This window comes from Burkholderia sp. S171, from assembly GCF_009766085.1.
Classification (GTDB): Bacteria; Pseudomonadota; Gammaproteobacteria; order Burkholderiales; family Burkholderiaceae; genus Caballeronia.
In genome coordinates this window covers 25,217-46,323 of record NZ_LMUF01000016.1, presented here as the reverse complement: position 1 = coordinate 46,323, position 21,107 = coordinate 25,217, and the positions used below count along the sequence as shown (strand labels likewise).

Annotated in this window: 22 protein-coding genes and 1 pseudogene; 7 read left to right on the top strand and 16 right to left on the bottom strand. The window is 59.9% G+C overall.

What is annotated here, in order from left to right:
• Nucleotides 1-14 precede the first annotated feature (14 nt).
• The 3 genes from GSQ93_RS10015 to GSQ93_RS10005 all read left to right on the top strand — a co-directional run bounded on the left by GSQ93_RS10015 (nt 15) and on the right by GSQ93_RS10005 (nt 2,709).
• Nucleotides 15-1,466 carry an ISNCY family transposase gene (locus tag GSQ93_RS10015; protein WP_254073827.1) on the top strand — a complete coding sequence of 484 codons (1,452 nt, stop codon included), beginning with the start codon at nt 15-17 and terminating at the stop codon, nt 1,464-1,466.
• Nucleotides 1,467-1,645: 179 nt separating this feature from the next.
• Nucleotides 1,646-1,984 carry a hypothetical protein gene (locus GSQ93_RS10010; RefSeq protein ID WP_158935501.1) on the top strand — a complete coding sequence of 113 codons (339 nt, stop codon included), beginning with the start codon at nt 1,646-1,648 and terminating at the stop codon, nt 1,982-1,984.
• A 56-nt stretch (nt 1,985-2,040) separates the two neighbouring features.
• Complete coding sequence (locus GSQ93_RS10005; RefSeq protein WP_367889747.1) at nt 2,041-2,709, top strand: hypothetical protein; 669 nt, start codon at nt 2,041-2,043, stop codon at nt 2,707-2,709.
• A gap of 317 nt (nt 2,710-3,026) precedes the next feature.
• Here the strand turns inward: GSQ93_RS10005 and cobF are convergent, their stop codons facing one another.
• The 8 genes and pseudogenes from cobF to GSQ93_RS09965 all read right to left on the bottom strand — a co-directional run bounded on the left by cobF (nt 3,027) and on the right by GSQ93_RS09965 (nt 10,282).
• Nucleotides 3,027-3,800, bottom strand: a complete 774-nt coding sequence (cobF, locus tag GSQ93_RS10000) for a precorrin-6A synthase (deacetylating) (protein WP_158935500.1) — start codon at nt 3,798-3,800, stop codon at nt 3,027-3,029.
• 34 nt (nt 3,801-3,834) lie between these two features.
• Nucleotides 3,835-4,110 (bottom strand): annotated as a pseudogene (locus GSQ93_RS09995) (TonB-dependent receptor); the annotation flags it as partial.
• Nucleotides 4,111-4,379: 269 nt separating this feature from the next.
• On the bottom strand, nt 4,380-5,435 hold the full coding sequence (locus GSQ93_RS09990) for an ABC transporter ATP-binding protein (RefSeq protein WP_158935499.1): 1,056 nt from the start codon (nt 5,433-5,435) through the stop codon (nt 4,380-4,382).
• Complete coding sequence (locus GSQ93_RS09985; protein WP_158935498.1) at nt 5,435-6,307, bottom strand: ABC transporter permease; 873 nt, start codon at nt 6,305-6,307, stop codon at nt 5,435-5,437. Before GSQ93_RS09985 ends, GSQ93_RS09990 begins: the two co-directional genes overlap by 1 nt.
• Nucleotides 6,304-7,176: an ABC transporter permease gene (locus tag GSQ93_RS09980; protein ID WP_158935497.1), complete on the bottom strand. Its 873-nt coding sequence runs from the start codon at nt 7,174-7,176 to the stop codon at nt 6,304-6,306. Before GSQ93_RS09980 ends, GSQ93_RS09985 begins: the two co-directional genes overlap by 4 nt.
• An 18-nt stretch (nt 7,177-7,194) precedes the next feature.
• Nucleotides 7,195-8,262 carry a PotD/PotF family extracellular solute-binding protein gene (locus tag GSQ93_RS09975; protein ID WP_216857597.1) on the bottom strand — a complete coding sequence of 356 codons (1,068 nt, stop codon included), beginning with the start codon at nt 8,260-8,262 and terminating at the stop codon, nt 7,195-7,197.
• Between the two features lie 201 nt (nt 8,263-8,463).
• The gene (locus GSQ93_RS09970; RefSeq protein ID WP_158935496.1) at nt 8,464-9,183 is read right to left on the bottom strand and encodes a GntR family transcriptional regulator; all 720 of its coding nucleotides are present in this window, start codon (nt 9,181-9,183) and stop codon (nt 8,464-8,466) included.
• 82 nt (nt 9,184-9,265) lie between these two features.
• Nucleotides 9,266-10,282: a porin gene (locus GSQ93_RS09965; RefSeq protein ID WP_158935495.1), complete on the bottom strand. Its 1,017-nt coding sequence runs from the start codon at nt 10,280-10,282 to the stop codon at nt 9,266-9,268.
• A gap of 273 nt (nt 10,283-10,555) precedes the next feature.
• Between GSQ93_RS09965 and GSQ93_RS09960 the strand changes: the two genes are divergently transcribed.
• Nucleotides 10,556-11,770 (top strand): winged helix-turn-helix domain-containing protein, encoded by a 1,215-nt coding sequence (locus GSQ93_RS09960; RefSeq protein ID WP_158935494.1) that lies wholly within the window; start codon nt 10,556-10,558, stop codon nt 11,768-11,770.
• 90 nt (nt 11,771-11,860) lie between these two features.
• Here GSQ93_RS09960 and GSQ93_RS09955 read toward each other — a convergent pair whose 3' ends face one another.
• The 8 genes from GSQ93_RS09955 to phnG form a co-directional block, all read right to left on the bottom strand.
• Nucleotides 11,861-12,712, bottom strand: coding sequence for a MaoC family dehydratase N-terminal domain-containing protein (locus GSQ93_RS09955; protein WP_158935493.1), 852 nt, complete (start codon nt 12,710-12,712; stop codon nt 11,861-11,863).
• A 140-nt stretch (nt 12,713-12,852) separates the two neighbouring features.
• A complete protein-coding gene (locus GSQ93_RS09950; protein ID WP_158935492.1) occupies nt 12,853-13,986 on the bottom strand; it encodes an alpha-D-ribose 1-methylphosphonate 5-triphosphate diphosphatase in 1,134 nt (377 codons plus the stop codon).
• Nucleotides 13,980-14,783 (bottom strand): phosphonate C-P lyase system protein PhnL, encoded by an 804-nt coding sequence (gene phnL / locus GSQ93_RS09945; RefSeq protein WP_158935491.1) that lies wholly within the window; start codon nt 14,781-14,783, stop codon nt 13,980-13,982. The genes GSQ93_RS09950 and phnL overlap by 7 nt, the downstream gene beginning before the upstream one ends.
• 9 nt (nt 14,784-14,792) lie before the next feature.
• Nucleotides 14,793-15,581 carry a phosphonate C-P lyase system protein PhnK gene (gene phnK / locus GSQ93_RS09940; protein ID WP_158935490.1) on the bottom strand — a complete coding sequence of 263 codons (789 nt, stop codon included), beginning with the start codon at nt 15,579-15,581 and terminating at the stop codon, nt 14,793-14,795.
• Nucleotides 15,578-16,447 (bottom strand): alpha-D-ribose 1-methylphosphonate 5-phosphate C-P-lyase PhnJ, encoded by an 870-nt coding sequence (locus tag GSQ93_RS09935; RefSeq protein WP_158935489.1) that lies wholly within the window; start codon nt 16,445-16,447, stop codon nt 15,578-15,580. Before GSQ93_RS09935 ends, phnK begins: the two co-directional genes overlap by 4 nt.
• On the bottom strand, nt 16,444-17,616 hold the full coding sequence (locus GSQ93_RS09930; RefSeq protein WP_158935488.1) for a carbon-phosphorus lyase complex subunit PhnI: 1,173 nt from the start codon (nt 17,614-17,616) through the stop codon (nt 16,444-16,446). The genes GSQ93_RS09935 and GSQ93_RS09930 overlap by 4 nt, the downstream gene beginning before the upstream one ends.
• Complete coding sequence (gene phnH, locus GSQ93_RS09925) at nt 17,616-18,281, bottom strand: phosphonate C-P lyase system protein PhnH (protein WP_158935487.1); 666 nt, start codon at nt 18,279-18,281, stop codon at nt 17,616-17,618. The genes GSQ93_RS09930 and phnH overlap by 1 nt, the downstream gene beginning before the upstream one ends.
• Nucleotides 18,281-18,799 (bottom strand): phosphonate C-P lyase system protein PhnG, encoded by a 519-nt coding sequence (phnG, locus tag GSQ93_RS09920; protein WP_158935486.1) that lies wholly within the window; start codon nt 18,797-18,799, stop codon nt 18,281-18,283. The genes phnH and phnG overlap by 1 nt, the downstream gene beginning before the upstream one ends.
• A gap of 218 nt (nt 18,800-19,017) precedes the next feature.
• Between phnG and phnF the strand changes: the two genes are divergently transcribed.
• The 3 genes from phnF to phnN are packed head-to-tail and all read left to right on the top strand — an operon-like array spanning nt 19,018 to nt 21,097.
• Nucleotides 19,018-19,776, top strand: coding sequence for a phosphonate metabolism transcriptional regulator PhnF (phnF, locus tag GSQ93_RS09915; protein ID WP_158935485.1), 759 nt, complete (start codon nt 19,018-19,020; stop codon nt 19,774-19,776).
• Nucleotides 19,773-20,546, top strand: coding sequence for a DUF1045 domain-containing protein (locus GSQ93_RS09910; RefSeq protein WP_174254602.1), 774 nt, complete (start codon nt 19,773-19,775; stop codon nt 20,544-20,546). The genes phnF and GSQ93_RS09910 overlap by 4 nt, the downstream gene beginning before the upstream one ends.
• Nucleotides 20,543-21,097 (top strand): phosphonate metabolism protein/1,5-bisphosphokinase (PRPP-forming) PhnN, encoded by a 555-nt coding sequence (phnN, locus tag GSQ93_RS09905; RefSeq protein WP_158935484.1) that lies wholly within the window; start codon nt 20,543-20,545, stop codon nt 21,095-21,097. The genes GSQ93_RS09910 and phnN overlap by 4 nt, the downstream gene beginning before the upstream one ends.
• The last annotated feature ends 10 nt before the right edge of the window (nt 21,098-21,107 follow it).

The following is a 21,107-nucleotide window of genomic DNA, read 5'->3' as shown; positions in this document are numbered from 1 at the left end:
CGCCGGAGGCTGCGATGGCTGCGACGGACAGAATCACCATGACGATGCGTGAGTTGGACCGGTTCAAGGTCATTCAATCGGTGGTCGACGGGCTGCTCAAGCCGTGGCGTGCGGCCGAGCGGCTGTCGTTGACCACGCGTCAGGTTCGACGCCTCGCGGCGCGCCTGCGCGAGCAAGGACCGCCTGGGCTGATCTCGGGCCGATGTGCCAAGCCGAGTAATCACCGGATCGATGCCGGGCTCGCCGTGCGAGCTGTGGCGATCATCAAGGAGCGGTACGCCGATTTCGGTCCGACCCTGGCGTGCGAGAAACTGCGCGAGTGCCACCACCTGAAGCTGGCCAAGGAGACGGTCAGGCGCTTGATGATCGACGCAGGCCTATGGACGCCTCGCCGACAACGTCCGCCCAAGATCCACCAGCCGAGGAACCGGCGTTCGTGCCTGGGCGAGCTGATCCAGATCGACGGCAGCGATCACCGCTGGTTTGAAGAACGCGCACCGGCGTGCACTTTACTCGTGTTTATTGACGATGCGACCAGCCGGCTGATGACTTTGCACTTCACCGCGACCGAGTCGACCTTCAGTTATTTTGAAGCGACGCGGCGCTATATCGAGCAGCATGGCAAGCCCATGGCGCTCTACAGCGACAAGGCCAGCGTGTTCTCGGCCAATCACCGTAAAAGCACTGCAGACAAGGGAATAACGCAGTTCGGCCGGGCCTTATACGAACTCAATGTCGACACCTTTTGCGCCAACAGCAGTCAGGCCAAGGGGCGCGTCGAGCGTGCCAACCTGACCTTGCAGGATCGCTTGGTCAAGGAATTGCGGCTGCGCGGAATCGACACGCAGGAGGCGGCGAATGCGTATGCGCCCCACTTCATCGCAGACTTCAACAACCGGTTTGGCAAGGTACCGAAGAGCGACTACAACGCACATCGGCCCCTGCGCAGCGACGAGGATCTGGATTCAGTTTTAACGTCTCGCGCATCGCGCTGCGTGTCGAACACACTGACTGTGCAATACGATCGGGTGCTCTACCTGCTCGATGATTCGCCCGTGGCACGAGCGCTGATTCACCACTATTTGGACGTGTACGAGTACCCGGATGGGCGCATCGAAATCGTGGCCAATGGCACTGCCCTGACCTATCGCCAGTACGATCGGCTCTCGGATGTAGACCAAGGTGCCGAGATTGATAACAAGCACCTTGGACACATCCTCGCGCTGTCTCGACAGGTGCAAACAGAGCGCGACAACCGGCGCATCTCGGGTTCGCCCTCCCGGACCAATCAGGGCGAACCGGTGAGGCCGAAGATGCGGGCCAACAATACGCGCAAGCAACGCGAACTCAAGCAGATTGACCTGAACGCGATGATCTTGAGGACCGCCGAAATGCAGGCAGCCGCGGTGGGGAAACTGCCTTCTACAGAGATAGTTCTCAACCCAAAACCGGACATTTCAACTTAGCCCAACGGCGGACATCTGTATCTGGCCTCGACATATGCATTCAGATAATTCAAAATTGAACACCTCCAGAAACCCCGGCCGGACGCCCATTCGCTCCGTGTCCCTAGTCTCTGAGGCGAGCCTCATGCCATGATGACGGCTTGAAGACATATGTGACCCATCGGCCGAAGGAGCTCAACGTGATAGACGACAATGCCTTGGCGAACGGCCATCCCGAACAGGCACCTGAATCGCTGCAAACACTTGCCGAATACCTGGAGCGGTCACTCGATAAAGCGACGAGCATCGTAATGATGCGACATACGGCAGGCGTTTGTACCGTGTATTTGGGTGATCCCGCGGGTTCACGCGAAGACCTGATGCAGGTTGGCGCGATTGCAATCACGCTCGCAAACGACATACTTGAATCGACCTCTTCGGGAGCGAATCAATTGCCAATCGGCGGCCAGGTCTATCGTTTCGTCCGTAGTTTTACGCAAATCGGGGATACGGCGGCGGTTGTCTTCTCAACGGATTAGGCCGTGGTTCATCGCTATCGGGATGGACCTGGCGGGTTCACGTTCCAGGAGGACTGGTGCATCCGAGACACTATTCGGCATTGCTGCTGTCCATGGCAGCGTTTGGTTCAACCAGCGCATCGGCGAGCGATATTCAATGTGCCACCACGCGCCAACCGGCTGAGCGCGTCATATGCGACCACGCCATCCTGAACAACGAGTACGACGAAATCGTCGCTCAGCAGCAAACTTTGCTGAGCGCCGGGAAGCTGTCGCCGGATCAGCTCGCCAAGTGGCGGCAATCTCGCAACGCGTGCAGGGATGTCCATTGCATTGACACCGTATTTGCTCAGTGGAAGGCGGTGGCCAAGTCTGGCGAAGCCATTTCTCGCGAGCCGCCAGCTTCGGCGGTGACGGCTTCCGCTACCGATATGGCTCCCGTCGGACCCGCTTCGGACGCGGTTCCCGTCCCTGCATCTCAGGCTTCCCCGACATCGGATGCGTCCCTCGTGCGGCAAGGCAGCGCCGCCGGGGTAGCGCTCCCGCAGTTGATTGCGCCGCAGGCATCGTCACCTGCGGTCGCGTCGGCCGCAGCTTCAGGGACGAATGCTACCCATAGCACCAGCGCGTTGAGCGTCGGCGCACTTCTCGCAGTTGGACTTATCGCGCTTATGGTACGTCGAAAAAGAAGCCATCGACGCACCGGCGAATCACCCAGAAATGTCCGCAGCAACGACGAGCCTTGAACAGACCTCCCTGAAGTGCATGAGCGAGGCAATGTTATGTTGCGATAGCAGCGCTCGTCGCGGTGTGCGATTGCGCGGGACATCGCGTCCCTCAGTTAAGCGTCTTTGCGCGGCGCTCGGAGAAGATGCGCGATGCTGATCCCCACCATCTTATGGGCGTCGGAACCCGATGCGCTCGTTTCGGTCGAGTTGATGCGGGCCGGCGCGCCCTTACCCTCTGCCAAACATAAGTTCCGTACACCGAAGTGCGCTTTGAGAGCCGTTCGGACAAAGTGGGCGCGACTCAAAATAAGCGACACATCTTCGCGTGGAAGCCGTTACCCCTCCTCCCGACGCCTGTTCCTTCGCATCAAATAACTATCCATGATCCAGCCATTCGCCTCGCGCGCTTGCGCACGAATCCGTTCGATATCCCCAACCACATCCTTGAGTTTTCCTGCCACCAGAATCTCGTCCGGTGTGCCGATATAAGCACCCCAGTAAATGTCGATGTCCTGGTCGGCGAAACGCTTGTAAGCGCCTGCGGCGTCCAGCATGACCACCACGCTATCGACGTTGTTCGGAAAACCTTCGGCTATCCGTCTTCCTGTCGTGATCTCGATCGATTCCCCAATGCGATTCAACGGTATCTTGTGTTGTGCCGCCAGAGCCTGGATGCTGCTGATCCCCGGAATCACTTCATATTCGAGATCGTGACCGCCCTTCTTGATGATCGCGTCAATGATCCGGATTGTGCTGTCGTAAAGCGTCGGGTCGCCCCAGGTGAGGAACGCCCCGCATTCGCCATCGGACATCTCTTCGGATATCAGTCGTTCAAAGACGACCTCTTTGTCATCATTAAGACGCTTGACGCTTTCCCGATATCCGGCAGCGTCTTGTACTCGATCAGGACTGCTAGCTTCAGCGAAACGGTAGTCATTGCCCTTGATGAAACGACGGCAAATGTCCTTGCGCAACGCGATCAGCTTTCCCTTGGCAATGCCCTTGTCCATCACGAAGAAGACATCGACTTCGTTGAGCGCGTTGACCGCCTGTATCGTCACATAGTCGGGGTTGCCGGCGCCAATACCAATGATCAGAATGCGCTTCATAAACGGGACTCGCGAGGGTCATGACAACAAGCAATTAGAAAGTGTAAGCGACCTTGCCGAATGCCGTCCGGCCCAACGTGTTGTACCCGTATGCCGTGACGTACTGCCGGTTAAAAAGGTTGGACAGATTGGCGGACACGGTGAGATGCGAATTGACCTTGTACGCGGCACGCAAGCCAACGGTAGTGTACGAAGGCAAGTACGTCGCGTTGAACTGATCATCGTAGGTCGATCCTCCGTAAAGCAAGGAAACGCCCGTGCTCAGCGCGTGCAAGTGGAACTCGTCCCACGTGTGATCGATGTTCAGGGACCGCGCTGGACTTGCACCAGCTTCCACGAGTCGTATGCGCGCATTTTACTTCTGAAATCACGGCTAACACTAGTAAGTCCGAGTTTCAACTATCTGTCGATGCGCGCCCGGTAGCATGAAATGCGTGTGCCTTGTTTATCGCGCCCCGTAGCGCCCTCCTTCATTTCGCTTACTGTCTCCGCAAATGAAGAGCGCGGAGATGACGAGGCTCGATGCCGCATCTCCGGGTTCGCTTCGCGATGCGAGAGCCCACGGATCCGGAAGGCTAGTCAATGAACCAGGACCGTGCTGTCGGGTGACCAACTCAGCGTCACTTGCGAGCCGACCGGAATCAGGTCTTCGCCAGAGTTTTGCACATGGACCTTGAGCCGCTGCCCGCACCAGTCGAGCATATAGGTTGTATTCACACCGGCAAAGACGTGATGGGCAACCTCTGCCGTCAGCCGGTTATGCGCGCTCGGAGCGGCCTCGCCTGTTGCACGTTGAAGCGCGATTTTCTCCGGACGCACCGCACACTTCGTCTGGTTGGATACTGCTGAGCCCGATCCGAAACGAATCAGGCTGCCATCGTCAATGCGCATGCCGCCGGTTTCAAGTCGACCATTGAGAATGTTGGCATCGCCGAGAAACGTGGCGGCGAACTCGCTCGCTGGTTGATCATAGAGCTCGCGTGCAGTGCCCTCTTGAATCAATTTTCCATCGCGCAGGATACCTACACGATCACTCAGCGTTAGCGCTTCTTCCTGATCGTGCGTGACGAAGACGGTCGTGATCGCGACATCGCGCTGGATCCGGCGCAATTCAACCTGCATGTCCACACGCAACGATTTGTCCAGCGCGCTCAGTGGCTCGTCGAGCAGCAACACGCGCGGACGTGTCACGATAGCCCGAGCCAGTGCGACGCGCTGGCGTTGGCCTCCCGACAACTGATTGATCCGGCGTGCGTGCAGGCTGCCGAGTTGCACGAGGTCCAGCACCTCGCCCACACGCCGCTTGATCTCGGTCTTATCCACATGCCTCACGGACAGCCCGAATGCGACGTTGTCGACCACGTTCATATTCGGGAACAACGCATAGTTCTGGAACACCATGCCAATCTCCCGCCGCTCCACGGGCAAGCGTTCGACCGGCTGGTCGTCAATGCGAATCTGTCCGCTATCCGGGAACACAAAGCCGGCAATCATACGCAGGAGCGTCGTCTTGCCGCTGCCGGACGGTCCGAGCAAGCCATAGAGGCCGCCCTCCGCGAAACGGATGGAGACGTCATCCAGTGCGCGTGATTCGCCATATTGCTTCGATACCTTGATTACGTTGACTTCGGCCATTATTGCTCTCCACCAAATCGATACAGCCGTGACACGATCAACATCGTGCCCATCGACACGACAATGATGATGGTTGAAATTGCGTTGATCTCGGGCGTAAAACCCTTGCGGATTGCGCTATATATTTCCACCGGTAGCGTGGTCTCGCCCGGGTCAGACAGGAAGTACGACACCACGAACTGGTCGAACGAAACAGCGAATGCAAACAAGGCCCCCGCCACCACGCCCGGCGCAATCGCAGGCAAGGTCACGCGCCACGTGATCTGCCAGCCGCTCGCGCCAAGCGATCGGGCGGCCAGTTCCAGTTCCGGTGAGAACGTACGCAAGCGCGCACCGACCACGATGATCACGTAGGGCAACGCGAGCGCCACGTGACCGAGCATGATGGCGTGCAAGCCGCGCCCAATACCAATCGCAAAGAAGAAGATCAGCATCGCGGTGCCCGTGATCAGCCACGGGATCGCCATCGGCGGGAACAGCATGGCTTGCAGGAAACGCTTGCCCGCGAAGTCGTATCGAAAGAAAGCCAGCGACGCCATCACGCCGAGAATGGTGGATAACAACGTGGTCCACAGCGCGATCCCGATGCTCCTGAATGCTGCCGCCTTCAACACACCGTCTTCGGCGAGCGCCTGATACCAGTGCGTGGTGAAATGAAATGGCAATTCGTAGAGCGGTGACGCGTTAGCCGACATCAACGCCATGACCAGAATCGGCAGATATAAGAAGCCGATCATGACCACGACATACCCGTAGCCGATCGCGCCAAGCGCTGCACCCACGCTCCACGTCCTTCGACGCGGGGTATGCGGCGCGCTGGAGACGTCCGGGGAGTCCAGCTCGATTGACCCGATGGTGTTGTCCTGTTTCATTTGTCCTTCCTCCGCGAGAGCCGCATGCCGGCGAACAGGATTGCCAGCACGAGGGCCAGCAGCGTGAACGACAATGCAGCGCCAAGCGGCCAGTTGAATACGGCGACGAACTGGTCCTCGATGACCGTGCCAATGAACGTGCCCTTGCGCCCGCCGAGCAACCTGGGCTCCATGAACGCCCCCACCACCGGCACGAAGGTCAGTACGGCACCAGCAAGCATTCCGGGCATGGCGAGAGGCAGGATCAGCCGGCGCAGGATGGTCAGGCGTCCCGCGCCCATTGAACGGGCTGCTTCGATCAGGGAGTCGTCAATCGCCTGCAAGCTCAAATAGGCGGTCAGCACCGAATACGGCAAGTAGGAATGCACCAGTCCAATCACGATCGCCGGATAAGAGAACATCAGGTCAGTGTTGACCGTCCACGGCCACAGATGATTAAGCACCCAGTCCACCAGTCCGCCGCTGCGCAGCACCATATTCCAGGAGAATATCCGCACGAGCCCGTTGCTCCAGAACGGCAGGATGATCAGCAGGAACAGCGCTTCACGCGTGCGTCCGCGTATTACTTTCGCGAGCATGTAGGCGCACGGAAAACCGAGCACGGTGCAGATCAACGTGACCTGGGCGCTGAGTCCAAGTGAACGCACCATCAACTTCCGATACAGCGGTTCATCGAAGAACGTCAGGTAGTTCTGGAACGTCAGCGACCAGGTGCCGCCGCTCGTCGGCACGTCGGACATGAAGCTGTAGAACAACATGACCGATAAAGGCAGGAACACCGCCAGCAGGAGCCACACGTAAGCGGGCCCGGCCAGCGTCATGGCGCGAACCAGCGGTCGGCCTTGCGGCGAACTGAGGACAAATTTCATGGCACTTCCTTGACGTCGTCAGTCGGCCTGGGCCTTGATTTCCTGCCACAACTGCAGGTAGGCCTTACGCCTGTCGTCGGTGATCGGCTCCTGGAACTGGATCCGCGACTGCACCGCCGGATTCGCCAGCACCGCACGGTTGAACGCATTGGATGGCAACGCTGCAACCGCCTTCAGGTTCGCCGATACCGGTGCGCCGACACGGGAATCCCACTGCGTGTAGAAGCCAGGATCGATCATGGTGTTGATGAAGGCTTTCGCGCCCGCGACGTTATGCGCGCCCTTGGGAATTGACAGCGAATCCAGCCAGCCGATCGCCCCTTCCTTCGGGATCACGAACGTGACCGGAAGGTTGAATTTGTTGCGGGCACGTGCGGCTGATCCGCTCCAATACGTAGAGATATAAAACACCCCCGACGCCACGTACTGGTTCCAGTCGTTCTCTGAACTCCAGAACGTTTTCAGTTGACCTGTCAGTGCCTTGAGCTTGTCCTTCACGGCATCGAGATTCTTGATGTCGTTGATATTCTGGCCCGTCGCGAGCGCTGCGAACTGGACCGCTTCAATTGCGTCGTCACGCATGCCGACATGGCCTTTGTACGCCGGGTCCCACAGCGCCTGGATGGTGTCCGGAACAGGGTGGATCTTTGTGTCGTTGACGGCAAACGATGTCACGCCCCACACCCACGGAATGCCGTAGCTCTGGCCGCCGATCTCGAGCAAATGCGAATGGCGCATCTTGGGATTCAGATCCGCGACGTTCGACATCCCCGTTACATCGATAGGCTGCAGCAGGTTTTGTTCGCGTGCTTGCTGGTTGAACGCACTGTTGACCATCACCACGTCGTACGCGCCCGGGTTGGTGCGCAGCTTGGTGAGCATTTCCTGCTCGGAATTGAAGAAGTCGTTGACCACGTGATACCCGGTCTTCGCTTCGAATTCCTTGAGCGCCCAAGGCTCGTCCGTGCCATATCCCTTCCAGTTCAGCACGTGAATATCTTCGGCGTGCGCGGCGAACGAAGCCAGGGAGGCCGTTGCCATCACGCACGTCAATGCCCGTTTAAATATTTTATCGATCAATGCCATTTCATGGACTCCCGACAATCATGTTGAACTCAAGCAGCACAGGCTGCGGCAGTAACTAGTTAATACAACTTAGTGAATAATCAAACGCGAGGACCTTTCCAATTCAGTTGCCACTGCCCTGCCCGCTGCTGAGCTAGCGCGTATGCAAACGGCCGCATAGACCCGCGCAAAGTTGCCCCTGCTCGGCCGCCTCAGGCATTTTCAAAATTCCAGGTGCAATCCAAAATAGTCGGGGTCGAGCAGACTGACGACGTATTCGACCGGGTTGCCGTTCTTGTCGCGTGTGAGACGACGGGTGCGCAGGAACGACGTGCCCGGAGGATGTTTCAGGATGTCGGCGTTGGCTTGATCGAGCCCGATCACCTCCGCCCATTCTTCGCCGTGATCCGCGGCCATTCCGTATTCAATCAAGGTCTGGTTCAGCGAACCGCCGATCAGCCCTTGCAACGGCAGATCCGCCAACCGGTCGGAAAACGGAATCCGGCTCAGTTCGAGCGAGATCGGCCGTTCCGAGTCCGCCAACAAGCGTTGTCGGTCCACTGCGATAAATGCAGGCTGTTCCAGCGACAATTCAGCGGCGAGCTTTTCATCCTGGATCATCCTGATTTGCAACAACCGGGTTTGAGCGCCGCCGTCCGCCGTTTCAAGCGCCTTTGACCAGCCGAGTGCACTATCCAGCGTCTGGCCGTTGTAGGTGACAAACGAACCCACGCCTACCTTGCGGGTGATCAGGCCCGTGTTCATCAGTTCCTCGAGACCTTTGCGAATCGTGTTTCGGCTGACCGAGAACCGCTGCACCAACTCACTCTCACTTTCCAGCAACACGCCGTACGGCAAACGCCCGGTCAAAATCTCGTCCTGGATCGCCGCGGCGACCATTTCCGCTTTCGAGGCGCCCACATTGTTCAAACGTTTTTTCATCGCAGCGCCCCCAATCGTGTTGACCTTTCTTTTAAGCGAACATGTATGAACATGTTTGTACACGTTGGGCCAACAATAAGATCTAGAATTTATGGAACATGCCAATCGAGATGCCATGAGGATTGGCGCCTGGATAGGCCAGCGGCAAGCCCGGATTCGCCGATCCCGCCAGCGTATAAGCGGCCTGGTTGTGGTTGGTCAGATAGGAAACCGTGCCATATACGCTGGTCGTTTTAGAGAGATCATATTGAGCCATTGCGGCAATTTGATTCGCATTATCGGCGGCGGCAGTTTTATCATGTAATGCGGTATAGCCTAATGCGACAAATACGGTAGGCGTGAATTGATATTTACCGGAAATACCATAAACGTCGACATTCAGATTAATGTCCGTCCATCTGCTGGCGGCATAGCCGGCATAAATCGTTGCCTTCTGGATGGTGTAGGACGCTCCAGCCTCAACGGCGGTATCGGTTGAGGAATTACTCGAGTTTTTCACAGCCTGCCACGCCACGGCAGCGGCGATCGGCCCGCTGTTGTACTGGAGGTCGGCCTGATAGCTGGAACCCGCGGAGCGCAATCCGCCGGCATCGCCAAAACCGGCATATACACCCGCCTGCAAGCCTGCTATGACCGGTGACTGGTACGACACGGTATTACTCGTGCGCACAACGTAGGTCATCATGTTACTGAACCCGGACGCCTGAGTCGCTGCCCCGAATGCATCCAGATAACCCTGGTCGTAAAAGACTGGTGAGTTTTGACGGCCCAGTCGCACTTCACCCCAATTACCCGAAAAACCCACCCACGCCTGCCGGTTAAACATCAGGCCCGCGGATGCGAATGTGCCGTCGTTCGGATTAAAGCCGTTCTCGAGCTGGAAATTGACCTTGTTGCCGTCGCCGATATCCTCGGAGCCTTTTAATCCAAACCGGCTGGCCCACTCGGAACTTGATCCGACAGCAGCGGTGTAGTGATTGCCAGTATTAACGTACTGAAAGAATTCATCCACGATACCGTAAAGCGTCACGCCAGAATCCGCGTGAGCATAACTACACGACAACAACGCTGCACACGCAGCGTATCGACCCAGCTTCATATACCCCCCGGTTGTAAAAATAGCGGACGTGCTACAGCAGTGAACAAGCTGACCTACCTATCCGTTACAAAAAGTACATGTATGAACAGGATCAAAATGTAGGTTGCCATTTTTTCGCAGTCAAGCGATTTGCGTGTAGGGGAAAATGCTTAGATGACGGTGGGGACAGGGTTGCGTATGAGGGTTGGCCGGGCGCGCATTCGCCACCGCGCGGTCAAACCGGTCCTCTGGTAACGTATCCGACCAACGCGCCTCCGCTGATGAGCTCACCGCATGAAGACAATCCCCCTGTCGGCCGCCCGTACGCTGCATTTGATAGCCCAAGGACTGCTTGCGCCGCCGCGCCGCAAGGCGACAAAAACGGACGTGCTTGGCGCAATTCGCAGCATGGCGCAGTTGCAGATCGATACCATCCACGTGGTCGCTCGTAGTCCTTACCTTGTTCTATTCAGCCGGCTTGGTGACTATCAACCGCAATGGCTCGACGAACATCTGGCCGAGGGTTCCCTGTTCGAATACTGGTCACACGAAGCCTGCCTTGTGCCGATAGAAGACTACGGGCTGTTGCGGCATCGAATGCTTGATCCTGTCGGGATGGGCTGGAAATATGCGGCAGACTGGCATGCGAAACATCGCGACGACATCGAGCGGCTGCTCGAACGCATTCGATCGACCGGCCCCATTCGCTCGGCGGACTTCGCCCGCGAAGGCGGCAATGGCAGCGGCTGGTGGGATTGGAAACCCGAGAAACGTCATCTGGAAGTGTTGTTCGCGACCGGCGAACTGATGGTCGCGGAACGACGCAATTTTCATCGGATCTACGATGTGACCGAGCGCGTGCTGCCGGACTGGAATGACGCGCGCGACCTGCCGCCTGCCGAAGCGGTCCCGCAAGAACTGCTCAAGCGGGCTTGCCGTGCGCTCGGCATCGTCCGTGCCGACTGGGTCGCGGACTATTACCGCATGCCCCGCCGTCCCTACGCCTCCGCGCTACATGAACTGGCCGATGCCGGTGAGCTGATATCCGTGCGAGTCGATGACTGGAAGACGGATGCGTTCGTGCACCGTGACCTGGCGGACAAGCTGGACGATGTGGTCGCCGGTCGCCTGGCTTCCACGGTGACCACGGTGCTGTCGCCGTTCGATCCGGTGGTATGGGACCGCAAGCGCGCGAGCACGTTGTTCGGGTTCGACTACGCGATCGAGTGCTATACGCCCGCTGCAAAACGCAAATACGGTTACTTCGCACTCCCTATCTTGCATCGTGGCCGCCTGATTGGACGGGTCGATGCAAAAGCCCATCGCACGCAAGGGATCTTCGAACTCAAGTCGTTGCATATCGAACCGGGCGTGCGGGTGGGCACAGGCTTGACGTCCGACCTGCGAAAGGCGTTGCAGCGTTGTGCGGACTGGCATAAAACGCCGCAGCTAGCAGCCGGCGCGGGCGTTCCGGCAACGCTCGCTGCTGCATTGACCGGCGTGTCGTGAACTTTCGGACCAACATGCCGGATGTAATAGGGTTATCTCCACCCTGCAGGCCACGTCCCAGACAACGCCCAAGATTAGGGAGTGTCAGCGTCAAGCGAGCGTCGCGGTGGCACGCATCGTCAGGTACCCGTCATGGTCTTTTGCCCATAGCTCGACAGTGCGACCGTCATCCGTCCGTTTGCCGCATACGGTGAACGGGTTGGGCGCAAAGGTCGGGCGCAGCGCGCGGAAGGCAAAGCTCACGATATTCGCGTCGGGCAGCTCGCGGCGCACCAGATCGACGAGAAAAGTGGCAATCAACGGGCCATGCACGATCAACCCCGGATACCCCTCCTCCTGCGTGACGTACGGGTGATCGTAGTGAATCCGGTGACCGTTGAAGGTCAGCGCTGAGTAGCGGAACAGCAGCACGGGATCGGTCGGTATCTCGCGACTGAAGGTCTCGTCTATGGGCGCCCTGGCTGGCTCTTTCTTCGGCGTGCTGGACGCATCGGGAGCGGGCTCGTCACGGTACACAATGTCGTGCTCCTCCTCGATTCTGAGCATGCCGGTCACCTCAATTTCATGCTGCACGGTCACGAAAACGAGCCGCCCGGTACGGCCCGTCTTGTCTTCGATATTCACAATCGTCGACGTGCGTGTCGCCTGTTCGCCCACCACCAGCGGCGCGTGAAAAGTCAGGCGTCCACCCGCCCACATCCGGCGCGGCAACGGCACCGGCGGCAGGAAGCCACCGCGTTTCGGGTGACCGTCGGGACCAGTTTCAGACAATGGCGCAATCGGTAAAAAATAGAGCCAGTGCCATAACGGCGGCACGTTTTTCGACTCTGGTTCGCGGTTCAGCGTAGCGGCCATGGCCGCCAGCGGGAACGCGGTAATCAAGTCGTGGACAACTTGCGTCTTGTCCAGCCAGTCGTCAAATCTTTTAGTCGCTTCAGGCACGATGGCTTCTCCCGTTGTACATGGCAGTGGGGTCCACTATGAACTCGTCTTCTCGATTCGCGAAGTACTGCCCGATCGAGCCGCGTCCGGATGCCCAAACGCACGGGCACATAGCCGGCCCCAGCCGATCAACGAGACAATCACGCCACACGTCTACCTTCAAGGAAGGTAGCACGGGGCACCGGCAAGCGGCCCGCCATGGCGACCCGCACGAAATCGGCCCTGAGTCCCAGGCCAATTGCGCCACGATCCGTCAAACCCGCCGCCTTGGCCGGCGCCAACGATATCGTGCGAATGGCCTGCGGCAGCGACCAGCCGGCCTTATCGACGAGTTCGAACGTGGCCGTCAGCAAACTCGACGGCACGTAGTCCGACGACAAGATGTCGAGCAGCCCCGCACGTGCCATCTCAAGCGCAGATACATTGCCCGAATGCGAGCCGCCGCGCACGACGTTCGGCGCACCCATGATGGTCGCAATCCCATGGTCCCTCGCCGCTTGCGCTGCGGCCAGCGTCGTCGGAAATTCGGCAAGGGCCACGCCGTCATCCACCGCTTCCAGCACGTGTTCGACAGAAGTGTCGTCGTGACTCGCGAGCGGCAGACCCAGCGTTTTGCAACGCGCAACGATCTCGCTGCGATGAACCCGCGCGTACCGATGCTGGTCATCCGTCAATTCGTTGAGCACCGTGCTGGCGTGTTCGTCGGTCCATTTGCCGTGACGCTCCTGATACCGGCGCCACTGGACGGGATCGTGCCATTGGCGCTGGCCCGGCGTATGGTCCATCACGGAGACGAGGCGCAACAGCGGGTGCGAAACCAGCCCCTCGAATACGTCGAGCACGTCCGCTGCCGCCACTTCGCATCGCAGATGCAGGAAGTGATCGACGCGCAGCATGCCGGTTCCCGCCAGCCGCTCGATCGAGCGCGCGCAGTTGGTCTGTATCTCCTTGCCGCGTACGCCCACGCCCCCGCGCGAGCCGATACCGAGTGCATCGAACACCGTTGTGATGCCGGCCGTTGCCACCTGGGCGTCGTGCACGAGGATAGCGGCGTCGTGATTCCACAACACGCCCGGACGCGGCGCGATATGCTTTTCGATGTTGTCGGTATGCAGCTCGACAAGCCCTGGCAACAGGTAGTCGCCGTCCCAGTCTTCGGCTTCAGCAACCGAAGTCGTGCCGGGCGCCACCTCGGTGATGCGGCCGCCGGCAACGCGTACTACGCCTGTGAACTCTTCATCGCGAGTGACGATACGCGCGTTTTTGATCAACATGTCTGCAAGGTTTCCGTATTCGTTGCCGCCGTTGCCGCCGTTGCCGCCTGTCCGGCGGGTGCGTTGAGTTGGATCACGCGAGTGGCCACACGTTCACGCGTGTCCTCGTCATGAAAAATACCGACGATTGCCGCGCCCCGCTCGCGTGCCTCTACGATGAGATCCGCCACCACCTGCCGGTTCTCGGCATCGAGCGAAGCGGTCGGTTCATCGAGCAGCAGCAGCGGCTGTTCAGCAATCAGCCCGCGCGCAATATTGATGCGTTGTTGTTCACCGCCGGAGAACGTGGCCGGCGCCAGCGTCCACAAACGCCGCGCCACGTTGAGGCGTGCAAGCAGCGCGCCAGCGCGGTCCCGCGCTTCTTCTTCATTCATGCCGCGAGAGACCAGCGGTTCGCTGACAAGATCAAGCGACGACACGCGCGGGATAGCGCGCAAAAACTGGCTCACATAGCCCATGGTCGTACGGCGCAAGCGAATCACATCGTGCGGCAACGCGTCGGAGAGCGACAGGTATTGCGCCGTGCGACTGTCATCGCGGATGGCAACCGTGCCACGCGTGAGCAGGTAGTTGCCGTACATGCAGCGCAGCAACGTGCTCTTGCCGGCGCCCGAAGGCCCTGACAACACGACACACTCGCCGCGTTCGACATCGAGCGACACACCACCCAGCGCAGCGATGCGCACACCACCTTGCTGATGCAGCGTAAAGGTCTTCTCGACCCCTCGCGCGCGCAGCATCAGTGCCGCGCGCTCAGCAAATGCAAGCTCATTGGAAAGATCGGCATTGGCATTCATTCTCTTACCTCAAACTGGCAGCACGGACGCAACCAACGTCTGTGTATAGGGATGTTGCGGGTCATCGAGCACCTGGTCGGTCAGTCCGCTCTCCACTACCCGGCCGTCCTTCATCACCATCAAACGATGCGCGAGCAAACGTGCAACACCAATATCATGCGTGACAATCAGGGCAGCAAGATGAAGCTTGGCTGTCAGCGTACGCAGCAGGTCCAGCAGCCGCGCCTGCACCGAGACATCCAGCCCCGCTGTAGGCTCGTCCATGAACACAAGGCGTGGCTTCGTCACGAGATTGCGTGCAATCTGAAGCCGCTGCTGCATGCCGCCTGAAAACGCGGAAGGCAACTCGTCGATACGCGCGGCATCCAGTTCGACCTGGTTCATCCAGTCAGAGGCTTTTTCGCGCAGGCGTCCGTAGTGACGCGCCCCGTTCGCCATCAACGGCTCGCCGATATTCGCTCCGGCCGACACGCCGTGACGCAGTCCGTCACGTGCATTCTGATGCACAAAACCCCAGTCGGTACGCGCGAGCATCCTGCGGCGCGGCATGGGCAGCGCGAACAGATCGAGCAGTTCGTGATCCACGGATCGATAGTGCAACGCGCCGTCATTCACGGGCGTACGCAGCGCAAGCGCGTTCAGCAACGTGGATTTTCCTGAGCCGGATTCGCCGACGATGCAAAGGACTTCGCCCGGATAGATATCGATGTCCACATCAACACAGCCACTGCGGCCGTCATAACGCTTCGTGAGTCCACGGCCGGTGAGCAGCGGAAGTGCGGGTGTCGAAAAATTCATACGTCCTCCTGAGCTGCGCGACGTTCCTGGCAGTAGTCGCTGTCCGAACACACGAACATGCGCGCGCCGGCGTCGTCCACAATCATTTCGTCGAGGAAACTCTCCCGCGAACCGCACAAAGCGCACTCATGATCCCAGTGCTGAATGGTGAACGGATGATCCTCGAAGTCGAGACTCCGTACCTTTGTATAAGGCGGGATCGCGTAGATGCGGCGCTCCCGGCCGGCGCCGAAAAGTTGCAGTGCGGGGTTCATGTGCATCTTCGGGTTATCGAACTTGGGAATCGGCGACGGTGATGTGAGATAACGATCGTTCACGAGCACCGGGTAATCGTAGGTCGTCGCAATGCTGCCATGCTGCACGATGTCCTCGTAATACTTCACGTTGATCAGCCCGTAGTCGGCCAGCGCATGGAGCTTGCGCGACTCAGTCACCCGAGGTTCGAGCCGGAACAGCGGCTCGGGCATTGGCACCTGGTACACCAGGATCTGCGCGTCGGTCAGCGGCGTTTCAGGAATCCGGTGGCGGGTCTGAATAATGGACGCGTCCACCGTGCGCGTGGTTGTCGCAACGCCCGCCGTGCGCGCAAAGAAGCGGCGGATGTTCACTGCGTTGGTGGTTTCGTCGGAGCCCTGATCGATCACCTTCAGTGTGTCGCTGCGTCCGATGATCGCGGACGTCACCTGCAGGCCGCCCGTTCCCCAGCCATACGGCAAAGGCATTTCCCGCGATGCAAACGGCACTTGATGACCCGGTATGGCCACAGCTTTCAGCAGCGCGCGACGGATCATGCGTTTGGTTTGTTCATCGAGGTAGGCGAAGTTATAGCCTTCAGCCATGGCACTTTCTTCGATACGCGCATTCATGCGGCGTTCTCCTCGCTGGGCTCTGGTTGCGCTTCATGCGCTTCATGCGTTTGATCCGCCGCTTGGGTTCCCTGTTCGCGTTGCGCTTCTTTTTCGATGCCCGCACGCAGGCGTCGCAGCAACTCGAGTTCGGACTGGAAGTCGACGTAGTGCGGCAATTTCAGATGCTGCACGAAGCCCGATGCTTCCACATTGTCGCTGTGGTAGAGCACGAATTCCGCATCTTGCGTCGGTGACGAAACGGTCTCGCCCAGTTCTTGCGCGCGCAGTGCACGGTCGACGAGCGCCATGGCCATGGCCTTGCGTTCTGAGTGGCCAAACGCGAGGCCATACCCTTGCGTGAACGTGGGCGGCACATCGCCGCTCCCCGCGAACTGGTTAATCATCTGGCACTCGGTGATGTCGATATCGCCGATCTCCACCGCGAATCCCAACTCTTCAAGTTCCAGTTCGACGGCGACTTCGCCGTAACGAATCTCGCCAGCAAACGGATGCGAGTTCGCATAACCACGCTGCGTGGCGTAGCCGACAGCCAGCAGGAAACCCTCATCGGCACGAGCGAGATTTTGCAAACGGACCGGGCGCGCGACGGGAAACATCAGGGGCTCACGCGAGAGATCGCCGGGTTCCGGTGCATCCGCCTGCTGCTTTTCCTGCTCGATCAACCCTTCCTTGTCGAGCAGCGCAAGTACCCGCGGCATGGCTTCCTGCTGCGGTGCTGACGTACTCGCCGCGGTGACGTTGGCCGTGCGCGGGCCGCCTTCGGCGAGCAAGCTGAAATCGAGCAAACGCTGAGTGTAATCGTACGTGCCGCCGAGCATCTGCCCGCCCGGAATGTCCTTGAACGCAGCCGATATGCGCCGCTCCGCCAGCATGGCTTCCGTGTCGAGCGGCACCGTATAACCGAACCGAGGCAGCGTCGTGCGATACGCCCGCAGCAGGAAAATGGCTTCCACAAGATCCCCCGCTGCCTGCTTGATCGCGAGCGCGGCCAGCTCTTCATCGTAGACCGAGCCTTCGGTCATCACGCGGGCAACCGCCAGCCCAAGCTGCTCGCGAATCTGGTCGACACTGAGTTCCGCGACCGCTTCATCACCGCGCCGGTTGGCGCTAAGCAAGTCCCACGAACGCTCGATCGCGCGTTCTCCGCCTTTGACTGCAACGTACATCAGACCACCTCCACGCGCGTTGTACGCGGCAGGCCGATCACCGACCCGCCGTGCACAAAATAACAGTCGATACCGCAAGGAAACTGGCTCGCCAGCAACGCGCGTTCATTCCAGAACGAATTGGGTACGCCGTTGATATGGACCGATTGCGAATCGCGGATACCGGGGCCGCGCCAAGTCATCGGCGTGCCGTCCGTGAGGGAATCCACGCGGATGAACAACATGGCGGCGTTCTCCGGTGTCTCAGGATCGCCGAGCGAAAATGCATCGATCGGCGGCATCGATTCGGCATCATGCAGGTAGGCGAAAACCGCTTGCGCGTGATCATGCGTCAGCGGTGCGCCGGTATGAAAACGCAGCGCGTCGCTCAAGCCGCGATGCTCATGCTGCAGCAGCACGGGCGTCGAATAGTCGGCCAGTGCAAGCAGCGCAGCGAACGCGGCCATAGGCACGTGGGCTGCAGCCGTGCTGCCGTCCTGATCCAGGTCGGGTAGCACGGCATCGATCGAGACGATCTTGCCGGGCCGGGACAGCGCGTCGAGCAGCGCGCGGAACACGCCCTGCGAATCGTGGACGGTGTCGTTGAAGCCGGGGGTCAGGGTCGCGAGGTCGATGCCCGCGGCGTCCGCGCCCTGCAGGTTGCTTGAAAGATTGTCAGGTAACATCAGTCGCCCCTCACCATCGTAAAGAATTCCACCTTGGTACCCGCGGCGCGGGCCTGTTTCTGCGCCCGGTTTTCTGCGATGCGCGCAGCGAGCGGCGCGAGCAAGTGCTCATGCATCCGGGCTTCGAAAGCAGGTGTCTGCAGCAACGCGTCCGCGAGTGCGGCGAGCGTCGCGCGCTCCTTGTCCCGCCCCATGTGCACCGCGATACCCACCGCCGCACGCCCCTCGCGAACCCTCAAGCGCAGCGTCGCGCGCGTCACCGTCACTTCACCCAGGTTGAACGCATCCCCGCTGCCGCCCACCCGTCCGCGCACCATCGCGAGACCGATATCGGGGGCACGCAGCCAGTCGAACTCAGGCGGCGACGCACCGTCCAGCGCCGTATCAAGCGCGTCCTTCATGCAAGCTCGCGGCGTACGCGCCAAAATGGCCAGCCACTCCCGCCGTGTCGCGGGACCGGAAGGCGCGGGCGGCGCGGGCGGCGCGGGCGGCGCGGGAGTCTGCGCAGATGTACTCATGGTCTTACCTCGTCAAGAAAGGGCGCGATGAGCCGAACCGCGTCCGTGATTTCGTCGTCCTGTCCAGCCTGAACGGTACTAGAGTAGTCATCCGGTCGTCTAGACGTTTGTTCAACCGGATAATAATTCTTGTCTAGTGCCCTGCTTTCACATTTCCGCCATCGGCTGCGCACTACAATGCCGAAAACGATATTCAAACCGACGGGAATGACAGCGACATGACATCTAACGAAACTGGTACGCCGGGCCTAGCCGTGGAGCGCGGTGCGGGTGTTGCGGTATGGCGTCAGATCGAACAGATTCTTTCGGCGGAGATCACGGCGAAGAGCTTCGGCGAAGACGGCCGCCTGCCTAGCGAGGCCGAACTCGCCCGGCGTTTCGACGTCAATCGGCACACGGTACGGCGGGCGATGCTGCGGTTGGCCGCCACGGGACTGGTGAGCGTCGAACAAGGCCGTGGCACGTTCGTACAACCGGGCGCAATTGACTATCAGATCGGGCGGCGCACGCGCTTTACCGAGAACCTGCGGCGCAATAACCAGGCATCGGTGGGACTGGTGCTCTCAAGCGCGAAAGTAAAAGCTGATCCGGTCGCCGCGAAAGCACTCTCTATCCGGGCCGGGACTTTCGTGTACGAGATCGAGACGCGGCATGATTCCGACGATGTGCCGCTGACCTATGCGCGCAGCTGGTTTCCCGCCATGCGCTTCGCCGACCTTCCTGGCGTGCTGGCTGGCGTGCAAGGCGTCAGCGCGGCGCTGGTGGAATTCGGCGTAGTCGATTACACGCGCAAATGGAGCCGTATCGGCTGCGTCCTGCCTAGCTCGGAAGTCGCGCGGCGCTTGCAGATCAATCGCGCGCAACCGGTGATGTGGGTTGAAAGCGTAGACGTCGACGAAGCCGGTGTGCCCATTAAATACGGCATTACCCACTTCGCCGCCGACCGGGTGCAATTGCTGGTCGAGGACGGCATATGAGTAGCGAAGCGAGCGGCGAAGCGAACGACAACATCTTGAATGCCTGGACACCTGGCTCGCGCATCGCGCTGTACTACGCACCACCAGCGTCTTCTGCGTGGTGGCACGCGGGCTGCGAATGGCTTGGCCGCGATGCAGAGAGCGGACGCTTAATCGAATCACCCGAGGAAACCGCCATCACCGCACTCGGGCAGACCGTTGCCGTGCTGACCGGTTCACCGCGCCGGTATGGGTGGCACGGAACGCTCGTCGCGCCTTTTCATACCGCCGAAGGTGTGACGCCGCAGCAGGTTTTATCGGAGGCTCGCGAGTGGGCGAGCCGCATCACTCAATTCGATGCTCCCTTGTCGGTGGTCGAGATGGGCCGCTTCGTCGCGTTGCGGGCCACGCATCCGGATGACGACGAATCCATCCGCCGGGTGGCGGCCAGCGCGTTGTACGCGCTCACCTCGCTGCGTGCGCGTCCCTGTGCAGAAGATGCCGAACGCCGCCTGGCGTCAGGCTTGAGCGAGCGGCAGCAAACCCTGTTGCATGAATGGGGCTACCCCTATGTGCTCGATGAATTCCGCTTCCACATGACACTCTCCGATGCACTCGATGCGCCTTCAGTGCGTGCGGCAATTGTCTCGCTGTGGCAAACCCGCGCTGAAACGCTCGGACCGCTTCCCTTCCACGGGGCAGCGCTTTTTGTTCAACCGCACCCGGGCGCGCCGTTCACTCTATGGCAGCGCCTGCCCTTTGCGAATGCGCACTCGGAGGCCCTTGAATGAGCATCGAAACCGGTCGATTGATCTACGTAATGGGGCCGTCGGGCGCCGGCAAGGACTCGTTGCTCGGCTTCGTTCGTGAACGCATTGGCGCGCAGGTGATGTTCGCGCATCGCTACATCACGCGACCCGTTTCGGACGGCGAGAATCACGTCGCCCTGAGCGATGAGGAATTCGCCGCGCGCCTGGCCAGCGGCGTTTTTTCGATGCATTGGGAAAGTCTCGGACTGCACTATGGCATCGGCGTCGAGATCGATGCATGGCTCGCACGCGGGTTGCCGGTCGTGGTCAACGGGTCGCGCCAACATGCGCCGGCTGCGCTCGAACGCTATCCGTTCACGCAGTTCGTCCACATTCACGCAAGCCCCATGGTTCTGGCCGCCCGGCTTGAGCGGCGCGGCCGCGAAGATTCCCGGCAGATGGAAGCGCGGCTTGCACGGCGCCCGGCTTTGTCACTTCCAGAACAGGCCCGGCTCATCACCATCGACAATTCGGGGCTGCTTTCCGAAGCCGGCCAGCAGCTACTGGCCGCAATCAATCCGCAGCAGCTTTAAAGTGTTGGCC